Raw genomic sequence first — 19119 nt, 5'->3', positions numbered from 1 at the left:
TGCGCATGCGGTGGACTTAGCGGACGATTACGCCCACCTGGGAGGATCGGCGCGAGCCGGATCGGACAACGGGGTCGACCGGACCGACCACGGCTCGTCAGCCGGCCTCCGGCCGGACGTGAACCACCGACTCGTACCCTTGAGCCCCCATGTCTGATCGCCCCGCACGCCTGTCCGTCCCCGGCCCGCCGCACCCCGGCAGCCCCGCCGGCCCCGGAGTTCCCGGAGGCCCCGGTGCCGACCACGGTCGGCGATCCGGGGATCCGCTGCTGATCGGCCGGGAGGCCGACCTCGACGCCCTGGTCGGGCTCCTGCGGCAGGACCCCGGACGGGGGGCGTTCGTCCTGGTCCACGGCGAGGCCGGCAACGGCAAGACCGCGCTGCTCCGCGAGGTGCTCGCCCGGGTCGGGCAGGACGGGGACACCGTGCTGTCGGCCTGGGCCGACCCGTTGGAACACGGGGTCGAGTTCGGCGTCGTACGCCAGCTGTTCGAGCACACGGTGCTCAGCGCCACCATGGACGGAGACGGCTCCCTCCTGACCGGTCCGGCCTCGCTCGCCGCGGAGGCGCTGCTACTTTCGGCGACCACGAACGGCATCACCAACCGCGCCGCCAACGGCACGAACGGCGCCGTCGCCCCGCTCCTGAACGCGCTGTACTGGCTGGCCGCCGGACTCGCCGGCCGCAGCCGCCTCATCCTCACCATCGACGACCTGCAGTGGACCGACCGGGCCTCGCTGCTCTGGCTCCAGTTCCTGCTCCGCCGGGCCGACGACCTGCCGGTGGTCGTCATCGCCACCGTCGGTCCCGCCGAGACCTCCCCGGACGCCGACGTCCTCGACCGCGTCGTCCCGCTCTTCCGGCACCGGCTCGCCCTCACCGCCCTCGACGGCGCCGCCGTCGCCCTGGCGGTCGAGGAGGTCCTCGGCGTGGCCGGGGACGAGCCGTTCCGTGCCGCCGCCCTGACCGCGACGGGCGGCAACCCGTACCTCCTCCACACCCTGCTGCGCTCGCTCGCGTCCTCCGGGATGCGACCCGACGCGGAGACGGCCGACCAGATCACCAGGTACGTCCCGGCCGACGCCGGGCGGGCCGTCCACCTGCTCCTGCGGGCCGCGGGTCCGCACGCGCTGGCCGTCGCCCAGGCCACCGCCGTTCTCGGCGGCACCCCGGCCCTCGACCTGGTGGCCGCCGTCACCGGGCTCCCGGAACCGGCGGTCCGGGACGCCGTGCACGCGCTGGAACGGGCCGGGCTGATGTGCCCGGCCGAGGAGGGCGCGGACTTCGTCTGCCCGATGATCAGGGTGGCCGTCGCCAACGACGTGCTGCCGAGTGAGCGGCAGGAGGTCAACGCCCGCGCCGCGCGGGTGATGCTGGACCAGGGCATGCCCGTGGAGCAGGCCGCGGCCCACGCCCTTCAGGCGCCGGTGGGCCTCTCCTGGACACCGGACCTGCTGCAACGGGCCGCCGCCGAGGCGGTCCGGAACGGGGATCGCGGCCACGCGGTCACCCTGCTGCGCCGTGCACTGCGCGAGCCTCTCGCGGACGACGTCCGGGCCACCGTGCTGATCGGGCTCGGCGAGGCGGAGCTCGCCTCCGACGTCCCGGCGGCCGTCCACCACCTGCGGCAGGGCCTCGACCTGTCCCGCGACCCGGCGGAACGGACCGCCGGGGCACGGCGGCTGGCCGGGGCGCTGTTCGCCCTGGACCGCTACCTCGACGGGCTGGACGTGCTCGGCGACATCGCCGACGCCCTGCGCGAGGCCGACCCGGCCCGGGCGCTGCGCCTGGAGATCGACCTGGTGTACGCCGGGATCCACGAGGCCGTCTCGGCTCCCGTCGTACTCCCCCGCCTGATGGACCTGCAGATCTCCGACGCCGCGGGAACCCCGGTCGAACGGCCGCTGGCGGCGCTGCTCGGCCTGCGCGCGATCATGCGGGGAGAGTCCCCCGCCGAGGCCGTGGCCCTCGCCCGGCAGGCCCTGTCCCACGGGATGAACCCGCCCGACGACGAGTCCTTGATCTACACCGGCGCCGTGCTCTTCCTCGGCTCCACCGGCGAGACGGAACTGGCCCTGCGCTACGCCGACGCCGCCGTGGAGGACGCCCGCCGGATCGGCTCGGTCTTCGCCCTCGTCCACAGCACCGCCATCCGCGCCTGCGTGTACATGCAGCTCGGCCGGGTCCTGGACTGCCAGCGGGACGCGGAGGCCACCCTGCAGATGCTCCGGGAGATCGGCGTCGACTCGCGGCACGCCCACAGCGTCCTGGTGACGACGGTCCTGACCGAGTCGCTCCTCAAGCAGGGGCGGCTCGACGAGGCGCAGTCCCTGCTGGAGCGCGACTTCCTGACCGCCGAACTGAACGGGCACTGGGTCAAGGACTACGTTTTCCTGGTGCGCGGTCAACTGCGGGCCGCCCAGGGACGGCCGGCGGACGCGATCGCGGACTTCCGCAGGTGCGGGCAGCGGACCGAGGCCCGGGGCCTGCCCTGCCCGTGGATCTACCCCTGGCGCTCCGAGGCGGCCCTGGCCCACCTGGCGCTCGGGGAGCACGAGGAGGCCCGGGCCCTGGCGGCGGAGGAACTGGCGATCGCCCGGCGGTGGGGCGTCCCCGAGGCCGTCGGGGCGGCCCTGCGGGCGCTGGCGCTCGCCACCGGCGGCACCGAGGGGCTCGACCTGCTGCGGGACGCGGTACGGATGCTGGAGGGGTCACCGGCGCGGTTCAGGCATGCGCTGGCCCTGGCCGACCTCGGGGCGCAGCTGCGCCGGGCCGGACGGGTGGCCGAGGCCCGCGGACACCTGAAGGAGGCGGTCACCGCCGCCCACGCGCACGGCGCCGCGCTGGTGGCCGACCGCGCCCTGGAGGAGCTCCGGGCCGCCGGGGACCGCCCCCGCACCCGGACCTTCCACGGGGTGGGCGCGCTGACCCCGACGGAGCGCCGGGTGGCGGGGCTCGCCGCCGAGGGCATGACCAACCGGGAGATCGCCCAGCACCTGTTCGTCGGCCTGCGCACGGTGGAGGTGCACCTCACCAACGCCTACGGCAAGCTCGGCATCGACGGCCGCCACGGCCTCGCGGAGGCGCTCTCGCCCGCCGGCGATGCCTGACGCCGGTGGCGTGCGGGCTCAGCGGTGCGGAGCCCGCAGGCCGCGGCCGAGTCCGCTCGCCGTCAGCGCCCGTCCGGTCGGTCCCGGGCGGCGGCTCCTTCCGTCGCGGCGAGTGCGTCGCGAGCGGCGAGGCTGCGCGCGAGGGTGTCGACGGCCAGCTTCTCCACCCTCCCCATCTGCAGCGTCCGGCAGGCGGCCAGGGACTGTTCGGCCCGGTCCGCCGCCTCGGCCGGACGGCCGGCGTCCAGATGGCAGTCGGCGATGTGCAGCAGGGAGGAGGGTTCGAAGACCGGGAAGCCGTGGGCGCGGGCCTGGGCGAGGGCCTGCTCGAACAGGGCGATCGCCTGATCGGGGTCGCCGGCGCCGCGGGCCGCGCGGCCGGCGCAGTACATCGCGTAGGCCTCGCCGAACGGGTCCCCGATGACACGGAACATGGCCAGGCTCTGCTCGGCGGCCCGGACGGCGAGGTCGGCCTCTCCGCAGGAGAGGTGCGGCATGACGCTGTTCGCCAGCAGGTTGGCCTTGGTCCAGGCGCTGCCTGACTCCTCGGCGAGACGGATCGCCGCGCGCGTGAGGGCGAAGGACTCCTGAATGCGCTGCCGCTGATGGGCGATCATGCCGCGGACGTTGTTGATCTCGGCGAGCACGGGCAGGTCGCGGCAGGCTCCCGCCTGCGCCGCCGCCCGCGCGGCGACGGGTTCGGCCTCGTCCAGCTCGGCCAGCTGCATCAGACCGCCGCCGAGCATGTACCCGGCCCGGCCCTCGGCGCGCGCGTCCCCCCGGGCGGCGGCCACCCGCATGGTGCGGCGGCAGACCTCGATGAGTTCGCGCCACAGGAACCCGCTGTCCAGGTGGGGATCGAGGGCGAGTAGGAGGTCCGCGACGGCGGTGTGGGCGCCGGGGATGTCGAGCGCCTGTCCTGCCAGGTCCAGCAGGTTGCCGCGCTCCTCGTCCAGCCAGCGCTGTCCGCCCGCCCGCTCGGTCATCGGCAGCCCGGGCACCGCCACCGGGGTGAGGACGTCGGGAACGGCGTGGCCGGGCCGTACCATCCGGTACGCGTTGGCCGCGGTGGCCACGGCCTGGTCGACCATCCGGAGGAGGAGGGCGTCCCGTTCCTCGGGCGGGTCGAGCTGTTCGGCCCGCGCCCGGGCGAACAGGCGCAGCAGGTCGTGGTAGGCGTAGCGGTCCGGGGCGGGGGTTTCCAGGAGGCCGGCGTGGACCAGGCCGTCCAGGAGGTCCAGCAGGGTGGGCTCGGCCAGTTCCAGGGCCGCGGCGGCGGCGGGCAGGGACAGGTCGGCGGTCTCCGGGACGGCCAGCAGCCGGAAGGCCCGCGCGGCAGGCGGGGACAGCTGGTCGTAGCTGAGCTGGAAGCAGGCGTCGACGGCGAGGTCGTGCAGGCTGAGCTCCGCCAGCCGCTGGCGCCGGTCGGCGAGGCGGTGGCAGAGGTCGGCGAGTGTCCAGTCGGGGTGGGCGGCGGCGCGGGCGGCGACGATGCGGATGGCGAGGGGGAGGTGGCAGCAGGCGGCGAGCACCTCGCGGGCGGCCTGGGGTTCTGCGTGGACCCGGTGGGGGCCGGCGATCCGGGCGAACAGCGCGAGTGCCTCGTCGGGGTCGAGGACGTCCAGGTCCACCTGGCGGGTGGGTGCCAGGCCGGGCAGGCGGGCGCGGCTGGTGACGAGGACGGCGCTGTGTTCGGATCCGGGCAGCAGCGGGCGCAATTGGGCGTCGTCGCGGGCGTCGTCCAGGACGATCAGGACCCGGCGTTCGGCGAGCAGGGACCGGTACATCGCGGCGCGTTCGTCGACCTGCTCGGGGAGGGCGTTCTCGGCCACGCCGAGGGAGCGCAGGAAGCGGGCGAGGACGGCAGCCGGTTCCACGGGGTCGGGGCGGGCGCCGCGCAGGTTGACGTAGAGCTGACCGTCCGGGAAGCGGTGGGTCACCCGCTGGGCGATGTGGACGGCCAGCGTCGTCTTGCCGACGCCGCCCATGCCGGCGACGGCGACGACGGCGGGAGCCGTCTCCCGGGGTTCCTCCACCAGCCGTACCAAGGCCTCGACCAGCTCGCCGCGTCCGGTGAACTCCGGTGTCCCGGAGGGAAGTTGGTTCGGGCGGGGATGGCTCGCCGGTTCCCGGCCGGCCACGGGGACGGCCGGGGCGGCCGGCGTGGCGAGGCCGGGGTCACGCCGGAGGATCCGCTCGTGGAGGTCCCGCAGCGGACGGGTGGGTTCGACCCCCAGCTCGGCGTCCAGGTGCCGGCACGCGTCGGCGAACGACTCCAGGGCCTCGACCCGCCGGCCACTGCGGTACAGGGCGGTCATCCGGAGCGCTCTGAAGCCCTCGTGCAGCGGGAACTCCTCCACCAGGGAGCCGAGTTCCTCCACCACCTCGGTGTGACGGCCGAGTTCCAGGGCGAGGTCCAGCCGCTCCTCCACCGCGGTGAGGCGTCGCTGGGCGAACCGCGCCCGCTGCCGCTCGGCGTGCGGGCCGGGGATGTCCTCCAGCGGCACTCCGGTCTGCAGGTCCAGGGCCCGGCGCAGCCGGTCGGCCGCACCGGCCGGGTCGCCCCCGGCCCTGAGCCCGGCCGCCTCCTGCACCAGGTCCCGGAACCGGGCGAGGTCCGTCGCGCCCGCGGGAAGGCGCAGGACGTATCCGCCGCCCGCTGAGACGAGCACCCGGGGTGCGGCGCGGTCCGCTTCCAGGATCGCCCGCAGCTGCGAGACGTGGTTGCGCACGGCGGCCACCGCCCGGGCCGGCGGAGTGTCTCCCCACAGCCCGTCGACGATCTCCTCCGTGGTCACGGCCTGCCCCTCGGAGGCCGCGAGCTGGGCCAGCACCGCCCGCCGCTGGGCGGGGCCGAGGCCGAGTTCCTCGGTGCCCCGCCAGGCCCGGACGGGCCCCAGCAGCGTGATGCGGATGTTCGTCACCATGTTCCCCGTTCACTCACTGACAGTCACCGCCCCGGTGCTGCGGGCTCCGTAGCCCGCCTGCGGTGGCGCGCCGGCCCTGCCCGGCCTCCGTCGAGGCGCGGGCGGTTCCCGCACACACCGGCGGCGTGCACGACCGGTGTCCCGCCCGGGCGGCGACCGTGGTGCGCCGGCCGTGGCGAGGGCGCGGTGGGAGGGTCCAACCTAGTCGCCGGCCTCCCACGGAAGCACGCCGGTACCAGGCCGAGCCCCTGGGACCGCCCTTCAGGACGCCCATGCCCGGACCGCGAGACGCCGGGGCGACACACCGGTCCGACGTGCGAGAATGCCGCTCCCGCCGGGCCGGGCGCGGGTCGTCACCGGACGACGGCCGCGGCCCGAAGGCGGGCCCGCGCGGCGGGCGGTGACGTCCCACCACCCGGCGGCACGGGGTGGCACCGGCGGGCCGGTCCGGGGACGAGTCGGGGGTAGAGCGTGGAGGGTCTGTGGATCTCTCTGCTGGGTCCGGTGCGGATCCGGCGCGGTGGGACCGAGGTGGCCGCCGGGTCCGCGCAGGGCCAGGCCGTGCTGGCGGCGCTCGCCCTGCGCGCGGGGCGGGTGGTGACGGTGGGTGAACTCGTCCGCCTGGTCTGGGGTGAGGGCCCGCCGCCGTCCGTGGCCGCGGCGGTGCGCAACCACATCTCCCGCCTGCGGGCGGCGATCGGGGCCGGCGGAGGGGACGGCGCGAGGATCCTGGTCTCCGCGGCGGGGGGCTACGTGCTGGAGCTCGCGGACCGGGGTGTGGACGCGGCGGAGTTCGAGCTGCTGGCGGACGCTGCGAGCCGCCGACGGGAGCGGGGGGAGGCGGCAGCCGCCGCCGGGCTGTACCGCGAGGCGCTGGGGTTGTGGACGGGTACCGCGCTCTCCGGCGTTCCGGGTCCGTACGCCGAACAGCAGCGAGAGCGGCTCACCGAGCGCCGCCTGGCCGTCCTGGAGAGCTGCCTGGAACTGGAACTCGGCCTCGGCGGGCACGCGCGGCTGGTGGAGGAACTGACCGCGCTGTGCGCCGAGCACCCGCTGCGGGAGAAGCTGACGGGGCTGCTGATGGCCGCGCTCTACCGAACCGGCCGACAGGCGGAGGCACTGGAGGTGTTCGCCGCCGCCCGCCGGGTGCTCGCCGAGGAACTGGGCGTCGAGCCGGGCCCCGGTCTGCGGCGGTTGCAGCAGCGCATCCTGGCCGCGGATCCCGGACTCGCGCCGCCGTCGCCCGTGCCACCGCCGCCTGTGCCGTCGTTGCCACCGTCGCCCGGGACCGGGCCTGACCACGGGACGGCGCCGCGGGCCGAGGCGTCGGCGAGGCCGGCTCAGCTCCCCGCCGACGTGGGCGACTTCGCCGGTCGGGCCGCCGAGGTCGAGGCGATCGCGAACGCCCTCACCCGGCAAGGTCCGACGGCGGCCGTGGTCGTGGTCTCGGGTGCCGTGGGCGTGGGGAAGACCACCGCGGCCGTACGGGCGGCACGCACCGTCCGGGCCGCCTTCCCCGACGGCCAGCTCTTCGCCGACCTGGGCGGCGCTCGGGGTGAACCGGCCGACCCCACCGATGTGCTGGGAGGATTCCTGCGGGCCCTCGGGGTGCCGGCGCCGGCGATCCCCGACCACCGGGCGGAGCGCGCGGAGCTCTACCGCACGGTCCTGGCCGGACGGCGCGTTCTGGTGGTGCTCGACGAGGCCCGGGACGAGGAGCAGGTCCTTCCCCTCCTGCCGGGCGGCACCTCCTGCGCCGTGCTCGTCACCGGCCGCGCCCGCCTGCCCGGGACCCGTCCCTCCCTCGGGGCGGAGCTGGGGCTGCTCACCCATGCCGAGGCCGTCGAGCTCCTGTCCGCGGTCGCCGGGCCGTCCCGGATCGCCGCCGAGCCGGCCGCCGCGCAGGCCGTCGCGACGGCCTGCGGGTGTCTGCCGCTCGCCCTGCGCATCGCGGCCACCAAGATCGCGGCGCGGCCGTCCTGGAGCGTCGCTGCCTTCGCCGCCCGCCTCCAGGACGAGAACCGCAGGCTGAGCGAGCTGCGCGTCGGCGACCTCGCCGTCGAGACCGACCTCCGCCTCGGCTACCGGCGGCTGCCCGAGGACCTCGCCGACGCGTTCCGGCGGCTCGCCGGCCCCGGCCCGTCCGACTGGTCGACTGGGGAGGCGGCCGCCGCCCTCGGACGGGGCGCGGAGGCCGCGGCCGGAATCCTGGACCGGCTGGTGGACGCCGGGCTGCTGGACTCCCCCGGCACCGGCCACTACCGCTTCCACGACCTGGTGCGGCTGTTCGCCCGGTCCGAGGCCGCGGCGCCCCCCGGCGCCCCCGCGGAGTCGGGGAGCGCCCCCGCCGGGACGATGCCGGAGACAAGGTAGGCCGCCGCCCTGTCGCTCGGATTTCCTCCCACCGCACGCCGGCAGCCCGGGTAGGCGGGACCGGGGTGCCACGGTCCGCGGCGTCGGTGGCGGTGCGGGCGGGTCAGTTGGAGGTGTCGTGTTCGGTGAGGGCGCCGGGGTGGCGGGGGATCCAGGCCGGGACGGATCTGGTCGGCGGGAGTGCCCGGGCGGCCTGCTCGTCCAGCCAGGACCGGATGCGGCCGTGATCGGCCGAGGTGGCGGCCAGCAGGGCGGTGGCGCCGATCCTGGCGGTCGTCAGGGCCAGCGCGCAGGCGTCGCGGGCGGGGTCGTGCGGGCGGATGAACTGCTCGCAGCGGTCGGCGAAGCACCTCGCCCCGCGGCCGGGCCCGGCGTCCCCGCGTGCGGGCGGTACGGCGTGGGGCAGCTGGTCCTCCGGCTCGATGGCGTCCACGGCCAGCCAGGTCAGGGCGAGCGCGGTCGGCTCGGCGGGGAACGGACCGCCGTCGGCCCGGACGGTCTCCGCCCGGTCGCCGAGCCAGGCCTTGGCCTCCACCGGGTCGCCCCCGTGGGTCTCGACGATCAGCGTCGCGGCGCGACGGGCCAGCCAGGCCACGACCGCCAGGATCCCCTCGTCACCCGGGTCCTCCGGGCCGGACAGCCATCCCTGCAGCAGCGCACGGCCGTCCCGGTCCCCCGCCGCGTCCTCCTGCGCCGGCCGACCGTCCGCGGCGAGCAGGCCGGCCGCCGCCAGCCTGAGCAGACCCACCCCGACCGGGCCCGGCTCCCACGACGACTCCGGACCTGCCCAGCGTTCACCCATGGCACTGCTCCCCGTGTCCTGCCCGCAGTCCCCGATGCCGCGGGCTCACCCGGGCCGCGGCCTCGGGCGATGACAGGGGACGTTACCCGAGCCCGCCCGCCGGAAGCCTCCCGGGGGCCGGGAGGCCGGGGCGGCCCCTACGGCAGGGCACGCCCGAAGGCCGACTCGAAGAGGGCCGGCAGGGGGCAGGACGGGACGACGGGGGTGTGGGAGGCGGAGACCCGGTCGGCGGCCAGGGGCAGCAGGGCGAGCTTGGACGCCTCGATCGGCAGGCGCGGGGCCCGTGGTTCCAGCCACGGACCGGGCAGGAACAGGCGGCGGCCGGCGCGCGGCCGGGTGTCCGGGACCACCAGGTCCGCATCGGTGAGCTCGGCGCCGATCGTCCGGTGCCGGGCCGCCGACCAGCCCGTCCAGAGCCGGACCCGGCGGTCCGTCGGGTCCGGCAGGGCCAGCAGCATCAGGTGGAGCGCGGCGGCGTCCGGAGTCAGACCGAGGAGGTCGGCGCTCCGGGCCACCAGGTGCGGGACGCTCCGGCGCGGGTCCTGCTCCCACCCCGGCTCGCGCCCGGGGTCGGCGGCCAGGTGGGTGGCGAGCTCGCCGAAGCCGTCGGAGAGCAGGAGCCGCAGGTCGGCGACGGCGGGCAGGCCGGAGGGGGCGGGCAGCCACTGGGAGGGCTTGAGCTGGTCGAGGTAGTCGTCGAGGGCGTCCAGCGCCGGGTCCTCGGGGCCGGTCAGGGCACCGGGGAGGACGCGCACATGGCGGAGGTCAAGGACGGGGTCCTCCTCCACCGTGACGGCGGGGTGGGCCGTCGGGACCTCCGGTGACGGCGGTTCGCCGGTGAGGCGGTCGGCCCGGATCGAGTAGACGGTCACCAGCTCGTCCACGGTGCGCAGCCGGGCGCAGGCCGCGCCGACGGCGGGCCGCAGTGGATCCCCGGCGGGGGTCCGGTAGGCGAGCCAGGCGGCGGCACGCGGGGTCGCGAGCGGGAAGGGGGCCGCGTCGAGCACACCGGCGCCGGTGGCCACCGCGCCGACCAGCGCGCCGCCGCGCACCTGGGGCCGGTGCCGGATCAGGCGGCACCGCGGATCGATCCGCCGGGGCTGGGCCCAGCCGCCCTTGGGGACGGTGAACTCCTTGGCGGCCTCGGCGGCCGTGTCCGCCGGGAGCGGGGGCGTCGGCCCGTGGCGGGCCGTCCACCAGGCGGCGGCCCGGTCGATGTCCGGGCCGTGCGTCCAGAGGCGCTCCGGGTCGTCGGGCAGCAGCCGCTCGTACAGCTCGGCGAGGGCCGGGCCGCCGAGGGCGTCCTCCAGTGCGTCGACCGCGCGGTCGGCCTCGGCGTCGCGCAGCCCGTACGCGGCCCGGCCGGTGTGGTGGGTGGTGAACCGGTCGCGGCGGACGGAGTCCCGGCCGGACTGCGGCTGGGCGAGCAGCAGGACGGCGGCCTCGGCGGGGGTGAGGCCGAGCCGTTCGGCGAGCCGCGCGGCCGCCTCGGGCCGGGCGGGCACGGGCCCGTGCTGCCGGTCGAGTTCGAGGTAGCGGCGGCACCAGGCGCGGCTGCGGACCGGGGTCAGCTCGTACGCCTCGACCACCCGGGCGCCGGCCGCGTCGAGCGGCCCACCCGGTGGGAACTCCCCGTCGGGCGTCCACTCCAGCAGGACCGCCGGGTGGTCGGGGCTGCCGGACCGGACGGTGCCGGCGACCGAACCGGCGGTACGGAAGACCGCGCCGGCCCCGACCCGCTCGGGGGTCGCGGTGGGAAGCTCCGTGCGGACGGCGCGCCAGCGACCGGTCGCGGGCTCGGCCGTGAACGGGTAGGTCGGGTAGGCGGCGAGCACGGTGCGGGCCTGGTGGCCGCCGCGCAGGGCGGTGGCGGCCAGGTGGGCGTGGACGTCCAGGCAGCGGTCCGCGTCGAAGAACACGGCGACTTCGGCGGTGGGCCGGGCCAGGTCGCCGTCCCAGACCGGGCCGTCGAGCCGGTCGTGCATCTCCTGGCCGAGCCGTTCGAGCTCGCCGGGGCGGCGGGCGGGCGGTGGCGCGGCCGGCCCCGGACCGCAGTGGTCGACAGCGGAATTCCCGTTCACGGCACCCCCGGATGTGATCGTCGCGAACCACCCTAGGCGAGGCCGCCGACACCTCCGGTCCGGGGCCGGGGCTGCGACACGCTAGACGTGGGGCGTGCGCAGCGCCACGAGGACGTCCTCCAGGGTCTGTTCGAAGAACGGCTCGGGATCCGCGAGGGTGAAGTCCAGGTGGCCGAAGGTCTCCAGGGCGACGAGGCCGTAGATGCGGGTCCAGGCCTGGACGAAGCGGTGGAGGACGGGCAGCGGGACGGGGTCGGTGAGGTGTTCGCGCAGGTCGTCGAACTGGGTCCACCAGGTGGGGGTGGGTTCCCCGGGCTTCGGCGACGGGACGGCGCCCTCGCGCCAGAGCTGGGTCATCAGGCCGAGGAAGACCTGGCCGAAGCGCCATCCGGCGTCGTGCGCGGGGTCCTCGGGGGCGGTGCCGGCGTCCGGTACGGGCTTGCCGAAGATCAGGGTGAACTCGTGGCGGTTGGCCAGCGCCCAGCGGCGCAGGGCGCGGGCGGCGTCGGCGAGCCGGTCGGTGGTCGGGGCGTCGGGGCGGGCGTCGCGGGCGCCTTCGAGGCCGGCGGCCAGCTCGCGGTAGAGGTCGGCGACGACGGCCTGGACCAGGGCGCGGTGGTCGGGGAAGTAGCGGCACAGGCCGGGGGCGGTCATGCCGACCTCGCGGGCGGTGGCGCGCAGGGTGAGCGCGGTCGGCCCGTCGCTGGCGAGCAGCCGCCGGGCGGCGGTGAGGATCTCCGCCGCGGTCCGCTCGCGCCGGCGCTCGCGGTGGGTGAGCGGCTGGTCGGGCATCACGTCTCCACTTGACTTTGCTGACACTGTCAGCTTTAGCTTACACCGTCAGCAAGGGCTGGCCGCCTGGACCGTCCCACGCCTCGTCAACCTGCCTGCAGAACAAGGGATTCGATCGATGTACATGGTCATGCTCGGCTACTCGTTCTCACCGCAGTGGCTCGCCCTGCCCCGCTCGGAGCGGCAGCGCCTCAAGGCCGCCCACATCACCCCGCTGGTCGAGAAGTACGCGGACCGGGTGCGGGTGCGGTTCTTCGACGCCGAGGCGTTCCAGACCCGCTTCAGCGACTTCGCCCTGATGGAGACCGAGGATCTGACGGCCTACTACTACCTCGTCGAGGAGATCCGGGACTCCCCGCTGGTCGGCCAGGGCTACCTGACCTTCCAGGACATCGTGCTCGGCATCGAGGACGGGCACGGGCGGTTCGAGCGCGACCTCGCCACCGGGCCCGCCGCCTGAGGCTCCCGCCTCCCACCTCGCCGGTGGCCGCGCGCCGGCGCGCACCGGCTCGACGAGGTGTCACCGCACGCCCCCGGGCCCACCGGAAAGAGTCGATACGACGTGTTCCGTTCAAGCTCCGATTACCCGGCCATGACACCGTGTGCCCGCGCCTACGCGCGTAGCGCGCACCCTCTGTTACCCCTCTGGCACGAGGAGTGCTGACACATGGTCAGACCCCTGGACACCGTCCGCCCGCTGGCTCTCGCCGCCGCCGCACTGGTGGTCCTCGCCGGTACGAGCGCCGTACCGCACCGGGCCGCAGCGGCCGGGACCGCGATCACGGCCCCGGCCACGGCTGCGGCGAGCACCCCGAAGCGGATCCTGTTTGACAACAGCAAGGCCGAGACCGCCGGAAACGCCGACTGGATCATCTCCACCGGCCAGCCGGACCCGCTCGCCCAGAACGCCAACCCCACCACCGAGACCTCGTGGACCGGCGCGCTCTCCGCCTGGGGTGTGGCGCTGCAGCGGACCGGTCAGTACAGCCTGAAGACCCTCCCCGCCGGGTCCACCATCACCTACGGCACCGGCGGTGCGCTCGACCTCGCCAACTTCGACGCGTTCGTGCTGCCCGAGCCCAACATCCGGCTCAGCGACGCCGAGAAGACCGCCGTGATGAGGTTCGTGCAGAACGGCGGCGGCCTGTTCCTGATCTCCGACCACACCGTCAGCGACCGCAACAACGACGGCTGGGACTCCCCCGCGATCATCAACGACCTGATGACCGCCAACAGCGTCGACAGCACCGACCCGTTCGGGTTCTCCGTCGACCTGCTGAACATCGGCAACGAGAACCCCCGCGCCGTCGCCGACCCCGCCGACCCGGTGCTGAACGGCTCCTTCGGCACGGTGACCGGCTCCATCATCCGCAACGGCACCACCTTCACCCTCAAGCCCGCCGACAACCCTGCGGTCAAGGGCCTGGTCTACCGCAGCGGTTACGGCGGCACCACCGGCGCCTTCTTCGCGACCTCGACCTTCGGCAGCGGCCGGGTGGCGATCTGGGGCGACAGCTCGCCGATCGACGACGGCACCGGCCAGTCCGGCAACACCCTGTTCGACGGCTGGAACGACCCGGCGGGCACCGACGCCGCCCTGGCGCTCAACGCCACGGCCTGGCTCGCCCAGGGCGGTGGCGGCAGCACCGGCACCGTCTCCCTCACCAACCCGGGCTCCCGTACCGCCACCGCCGGTACCGCGACCAGCCTCCAGCTCTCCGCCACCGACACCGCCGGCGGCACCCTGCGCTACGCCGCCACCGGCCTGCCCGCCGGACTGGGCGTCAACGCCACCACCGGCCTGATCAGCGGCACCCCGACGAGCGCCGGCACGTACACCGTGACCGCCACCGCGACCGACTCCACCGGCCCGTCCTCCTCGGCGACCTTCACCTGGACCGTCAACTCCGCGGGCGGCTCCGGCTGCACGGCCGCCCAGCTGATCGCCAACCCGGGCTTCGAGACCGGCTCCACCTCCTCCTGGACCGAGACCAACAGCGGCGGTGTCTCCACCGTCAACAACAGCGCGAGCGAGCCCCCGCACTCCGGCGGGTACGACGCCTGGCTGGACGGCTACGGCACCACCAACACCGACACCCTCGCCCAGACGGTGACCCTGCCGACCGGCTGCACCAGCTACACCCTCGGCTTCTGGCTGCACATCGACAGCGCGTCCTCGACGACCACCGCCTACGACAAGCTGACGGTCACCGCCAACGGCACCACCCTGGCCACCTACTCCAACCTCAACGCCGCCGCGGGCTACCAGCAGCGGACCTTCAACCTCGCCGCCTACGCCGGCCAGAGCGTCACCCTGAAGTTCACCGGTGCCGAGGACTACACCAAGCAGACCTCCTTCGTCCTCGACGACATCACGCTCAACGTCTCCTGACGCCGCGCCTCCTGAGCACCGGCCGGTTGCCCGCCCCGCGGCGGGCGACCGGCGCACCCGTCGGCGGCCCCACGGCCACTCGACGGGACGTCAGGGGCGTGGGAGACCCCCCGGGGGCTGTTCTCGGACAGCGACCCGTCCCGATCCGGACAGCGCCCGACGTCTGTTCGACCGCAGGACACCCCGGGGAGGGAAGTCGTTCACGTACCGCCCCTAGCGTCACAGCGCCCGGGTGATTCCCGGGTGCGCGCCCGGCGCTCGTCGGCCGGTGCGCCGACGACACGTCAAGGAGACATCCTTATGCAGCGCAGGTCCTTCAGGGCCGCGATGGTGCTCGTTCTGTCGAGCGCCATGGTGGGGGGCGCGGCCGTGGCCGCCTACTCCGAGCCTGCGGAGCACGACGACCAGCGGTACGAGGACCGTGGCGGCGAGATCCGCAACGTGATCTACCTGCTCGGTGACGGCATGGGCCGCACCCACGTCACCGCGGGCCGCGAGCGCTACTACGGCGCGGCCGGCCGCCTGAACATGGAGCGCCTGCCGTACGTCGGCCAGGTCTCCACCTACGCGGTGGAGAAGGGCAGCACCAAGCCCGCCCTGGTCACCGACTCGGCCAGCTCCGCGACCGCCTGGGCCTCCGGCGTGAAGACGTACAACGCGGCGCTCGGCGTCGACGCGTACGAGAAGCGGGTCGCCACCCTGATGGAGCAGGCCAAGGCGGCCGGCTTCGCCACCGGCAACGTCTCCACCGCCGAGGTCACCGACGCCACCCCGGGCGGCCAGTTCAGCCACGTGCTGCTGCGCGGATGCCAGGGCCCGACCTACTCGGACGCCGCCTGCCTGCCGAAGAACGCCGACGGCAGCTACGAGGCGAAGCCCTCCGACACCACCCTGATCACCCCGGTCGCCGAGCAGATCGCCCGCAACGGCACGGCCGACGTGGTCCTCGGCGGCGGCCTGGCCCGCTTCGAGCCGGACGACCAGAAGGCGCTGGAGGCCCAGGGCTACCAGGTGCTCGGCAGCTTCGGCGACGCCTCCCTGCCGGCCCAGAGCGCCGCCAGCCAGAAGGTCGCCACCAAGGCGGACCTGGACGCGGCCAAGGCCAAGAAGGTCGTCGGCCTGTTCAACCGCGGCAACCTGACCGTCGAGGCGGCCAAGGCCGCGCTGCCGGCCGGCGCCCCGGAGAAGGCCGAGCCGACCCTGTCGGACATGGCCGGCAAGGCGATCGACCTGCTGTCGAAGAAGAACAAGAAGGGCTTCTTCCTGCAGATCGAGGGCGCCCAGATCGACAAGCGCTCGCACGCCAACGACGCCTCGCAGACCCTGGCCGAGATCAAGGCCTTCGACGACGCGGTGGCCAAGGCCGTCGACTTCGCCAAGAAGGACGGCCACACCCTGGTGATCGTCACGGCCGACCACGAGTGCGCCGGCTTCAACATCATCGAGAAGGGCACCTTCACCAACGCCGAGGCGGCCGCCCCGCCCACCAACAACGACGCGGGCAACCCGGCCAACAACGGCACCCCGGCGCGCACCTCCGGCAACGTGAAGGACGCGGCCCGGTCCACCGGCATCGTCAACGGCGCCGGCAACAAGGACCCGAAGAACTTCGCCCCGGCCACCTTCCGCACCCCGGACGACGCGGCCGGCGTCGCCGACGGCACCCCCGAGGCCAGCCTCTGGCTGACCTACCTGTCCGGCAACCACACCGGTGCCGACGTGCCGATCTTCGCCTACGGCCCGGGCGGCCAGCGCTTCGCCGCCAGCCAGGACAACACCGAGCTGTACGGGAAGATGTACCGCGCGCTCTTCAACCGCTCGCCGCGCTGACACCGATGCCGCGCCACCGACGTGGCGTGGCGCGTCCGAACCGCCGTTGACGGTCCGTCACCGACGCCACCGACGTCACTGACGTCCCGTCACCGAAGGGCCGGGAGGGTCCCCCTCCCGGCCCGCTGCCACCTCCGAGGAGCACCGTCCATGACGCGCGCCGCCGTGCCGCACCCCGCCGCCGCGAAGCACCCCGCCCGTACCGCCGCCGTCCTGGCCGCCCTGGCGCTCGGCCTGCTCACCGGCTGCTCGGTCGCGGGCCCCGCCGAGCCCGCCGGGGCGCCGGCCTCGCCGAGCAGCGTGCTGCTGCCCGCGCCGAAGCAGGTCGCCGAGCCCGCCGCCGTCCTGGCCACCCCGGCCGGGGTCGGCGAGATCCGGGTCGAGCCCGGTCCGTTCACCGACCGGGTGAAGCTCACCGCGCTCACCCTGGCCAAGGGTTCCACGGTCACCGGCCACCTGGCCGTCACCTCGGACGTCAGCGACGTCCTCGCCCTGGAGCTGCGGGCCGCCTTCTACGACGCGGGCGGCCACCTGGTCGGCACCGGCGCCTTCCGCTACCAGGAGGAGGAGGCCGCGACCGGCGAGCACGACGGCCCGCGGGCCGCCGGTACGGGCATCGACTTCTCCGTCCCGGCCGACAAGCTGACCGGCGCCCCGGTCGGGGTGGTGCTCTCCCTGCCGGTGCTGGTCAACGAGTAGCGGCCCGGGCGGAGCTCGGCGCTGGTGGGGCGTCAGCCCTCCGACGGGTCCGGCTGCCGCGGCGCCGGCAGGTCGATACAGGGGTCGATCCAGGGCAGGAGTGCGGCCACCGAGAGGAGTTCGTCCTGCTGCCCCGGGCAGGTCGCGCACCTTCGGATGTGCCGGAGGATCCGCTTGCGCCACAGGGCGCTCGTCCGTCCGTCCCAGTCGGCGGTCACGGCGTCCAGGCCTGGGCAGCCGGGAACGGCCGCCAGGGCGCGGACCACGCGCCGGCTCCTGGTCAGCCGCTCCTTCATCCGCTGGATCCGCACCCCCGCATGACAGGGGGTGACGCCGAGGGTGCGGGCGACCTCGCGGCGGGTGAGGCCGCCGCGAATCTCGAGACGCAGGAGCGACAGCAGTCTGACGTCGCCCGGGTCGAGCCATCCGACGCTCTCGGCGAGTTCCCGGCCGGCCTCGGCCAGGGACAGGCGCAGCAGCGCGGCGTCGACGAACTCGGCGTCCGGGTCGGGGAGATCGTCTCCCGCCTCCTGGGTGGGGGCGCGCCGTCTCCGGCGCCAGGCGCGGCGCAGCTCGTTCAGCGTGACGCTGGCCAGCCACGAGCGGTACGCGCCGGGGTCGCGCAGCTTGTGCAGGCCCTGGAGGGCGCTGGCCATCGTCTCCTGCACGATGTCGTCCGCGTCCTCACGGGTGTTCAGGGCCCGGTTCACGATGCCGTGGACGAGTGGGAGCGAGGCGGTCATCACCCGGTCGAGGGCCTCCGGGTCCCCGCCCCGGGCGGCGTCGACGTCGGCGTTCAAGTCGGACCAGTCCGTGTCCACGGTCCTCCCTTCTGTCCCCCTGTTCGGTGCGTCAGGCCGGGTACGGAAGGCGGCTGTGTGCCGCTGGCGGCGGCGCGGCCGCCGGCAGGGCGGGTGACCGCGCCAGGGGAGGAACGGGCCCGGTGGCGGCTTCGGCTGGTCGCCGGAGTACCGGTGCCGGCAGCCGCTCGACGCGCCTGTTCGGGGGATGCGGCGGCGATGCGACTGGCCGGCCCACCGCGGTCTGCGGCCGGGCAGCGGTCCGTGCCGGTTGACGACCCCGGCGGGGTCGGCGGCACCGAGGCCTTCCTCACCGTGAGTCTGCGTTCCGCGCTCGGACCGTGTCAAGGTTTTCCCTTGAGACTCGGACTGTCCCAGGAGTTCCCGGAGGCACCAACGACCGGTGGTGAGCGGCCAGTTCGCCGTGCACCCGCGGAGGCCCCGGCCTCGACGCCTGCGGATCCCCTGTTCGTCCGGGGTCGGCGGGAGTTGACGCTGCGTAGTGACGGAACCGGAACGGGCGCCGGACCGCGTCCGGGCGTTCTCTCGCGCGGTGGGGGTCGGCACCCTGTCAGGAGGGTGGCCTAGGGTCGCGACCGTGACGACTCTGATGATCGATGCAGGCCCGGTCGGGGCGGACGCGCCGGTGACCCGGGTGGGTGGCGTCCCGCTGGCGCCGGAGGGTACCGCCTGGCCCGGCTGCTCGGCGTGCGACGGCCCGATGCAGTTCCTCGCGCAGGTGCTCCTGGACGACCTCGGGGGCGGTGGGAGCGAACGCCGGGGCGTACTCGCCCTGTTCGCCTGCCAGAACGACCCCGGAGCGTGCGCCGACTGGGATCCCACCTCCGGTGGGAACCGGGCCCTGCTCCTCCCGCCGGACGGCCTCCGGCCGATCCCGCTGCCCGACCGCGCCGAGGCCGGCGCCGACGACGAGGCCGGCGACGAGGACGAGGACGAGGACGAGGACGAGGAGAGCGTCCTCCTGCTCGGTGCGACGCGGGCCGTCCACCTGCAGGACGAGGACGAGCCCGACTACCACCTGGCCCGCGCGGCCTGGGCGACGAGGGCCGGGAGGCCGGAGTCGGCCGTTCTCGGCCGGCTCGGCGGGAGCCCCGACTGGCTGCAGTACGACGAGACCCCGACCTGTCCCTCCTGCGCCCGCCCGATGCCTCTGATCGCCCAGCTCCAGGAGGGCCCGGACCCGATCACGGCGATGAACTTCGGTGGTGGCGGCAGGGCTTACGCCTTCGCCTGCGAACCCTGCTCCGGGGCCGCGTTCCTCTGGCAGTGCTGACGGGTCCGTCCGGAGGACC

General features: G+C 75.1%; 12 protein-coding genes. 7 read left to right on the top strand and 5 right to left on the bottom strand.

What is annotated here, in order from left to right:
- The first annotated feature begins 149 nt into the window (after window positions 1–149).
- A complete protein-coding gene (locus ABWK59_RS34425) occupies window positions 150–3110 on the top strand; it encodes an ATP-binding protein (protein WP_354644604.1) in 2961 nt (986 codons plus the stop codon).
- A gap of 62 nt (window positions 3111–3172) precedes the next feature.
- On the opposite strand, the gene ABWK59_RS34420 is transcribed toward ABWK59_RS34425, so the two are convergent.
- Window positions 3173–6037 carry an AfsR/SARP family transcriptional regulator gene (locus ABWK59_RS34420; RefSeq protein ID WP_354644603.1) on the bottom strand — a complete coding sequence of 955 codons (2865 nt, stop codon included), beginning with the start codon at window positions 6035–6037 and terminating at the stop codon, window positions 3173–3175.
- Between the two features lie 504 nt (window positions 6038–6541).
- Here ABWK59_RS34420 and ABWK59_RS34415 point away from each other — a divergent pair.
- Window positions 6542–8410 (top strand): AfsR/SARP family transcriptional regulator, encoded by a 1869-nt coding sequence (locus tag ABWK59_RS34415; protein ID WP_354644602.1) that lies wholly within the window; start codon window positions 6542–6544, stop codon window positions 8408–8410.
- Between the two features lie 103 nt (window positions 8411–8513).
- Here the strand turns inward: ABWK59_RS34415 and ABWK59_RS34410 are convergent, their stop codons facing one another.
- The 3 genes from ABWK59_RS34410 to ABWK59_RS34400 form a co-directional block, all read right to left on the bottom strand.
- On the bottom strand, window positions 8514–9212 hold the full coding sequence (locus ABWK59_RS34410; protein WP_354644601.1) for a hypothetical protein: 699 nt from the start codon (window positions 9210–9212) through the stop codon (window positions 8514–8516).
- Between the two features lie 137 nt (window positions 9213–9349).
- Window positions 9350–11293, bottom strand: a complete 1944-nt coding sequence (locus ABWK59_RS34405) for a hypothetical protein (protein ID WP_354644599.1) — start codon at window positions 11291–11293, stop codon at window positions 9350–9352.
- An 81-nt stretch (window positions 11294–11374) separates the two neighbouring features.
- Window positions 11375–12085, bottom strand: a complete 711-nt coding sequence (locus ABWK59_RS34400; protein WP_354644598.1) for a TetR/AcrR family transcriptional regulator — start codon at window positions 12083–12085, stop codon at window positions 11375–11377.
- A 118-nt stretch (window positions 12086–12203) separates the two neighbouring features.
- On the opposite strand from ABWK59_RS34400, the gene ABWK59_RS34395 reads away from it, so the two are divergent.
- The 4 genes from ABWK59_RS34395 to ABWK59_RS34380 all read left to right on the top strand — a co-directional run bounded on the left by ABWK59_RS34395 (window position 12204) and on the right by ABWK59_RS34380 (window position 17006).
- Window positions 12204–12545, top strand: a complete 342-nt coding sequence (locus tag ABWK59_RS34395) for a darcynin family protein (RefSeq protein ID WP_354644597.1) — start codon at window positions 12204–12206, stop codon at window positions 12543–12545.
- 207 nt (window positions 12546–12752) lie between these two features.
- Entirely contained in the window at window positions 12753–14477 is a 1725-nt protein-coding gene (locus ABWK59_RS34390) for a putative Ig domain-containing protein (RefSeq protein WP_354644596.1), read from the top strand.
- 300 nt (window positions 14478–14777) lie between these two features.
- Entirely contained in the window at window positions 14778–16307 is a 1530-nt protein-coding gene (locus tag ABWK59_RS34385) for an alkaline phosphatase (RefSeq protein ID WP_354644595.1), read from the top strand.
- 150 nt (window positions 16308–16457) lie between these two features.
- Window positions 16458–17006 (top strand): hypothetical protein, encoded by a 549-nt coding sequence (locus ABWK59_RS34380; protein WP_354644594.1) that lies wholly within the window; start codon window positions 16458–16460, stop codon window positions 17004–17006.
- A 32-nt stretch (window positions 17007–17038) separates the two neighbouring features.
- Here ABWK59_RS34380 and ABWK59_RS34375 read toward each other — a convergent pair whose 3' ends face one another.
- Complete coding sequence (locus ABWK59_RS34375) at window positions 17039–17827, bottom strand: RNA polymerase sigma factor (RefSeq protein ID WP_354644593.1); 789 nt, start codon at window positions 17825–17827, stop codon at window positions 17039–17041.
- Between the two features lie 577 nt (window positions 17828–18404).
- Between ABWK59_RS34375 and ABWK59_RS34370 the strand changes: the two genes are divergently transcribed.
- Complete coding sequence (locus ABWK59_RS34370; RefSeq protein ID WP_354644592.1) at window positions 18405–19100, top strand: DUF1963 domain-containing protein; 696 nt, start codon at window positions 18405–18407, stop codon at window positions 19098–19100.
- Window positions 19101–19119: the final 19 nt, after the last annotated feature.

The sequence above is a fragment of the Kitasatospora sp. HUAS MG31 genome (assembly GCF_040571325.1).
GTDB classification, from domain to species: Bacteria; Actinomycetota; Actinomycetes; order Streptomycetales; family Streptomycetaceae; genus Kitasatospora; species Kitasatospora camelliae.
This window is presented reverse-complemented; position numbering and strand designations above follow the sequence as displayed.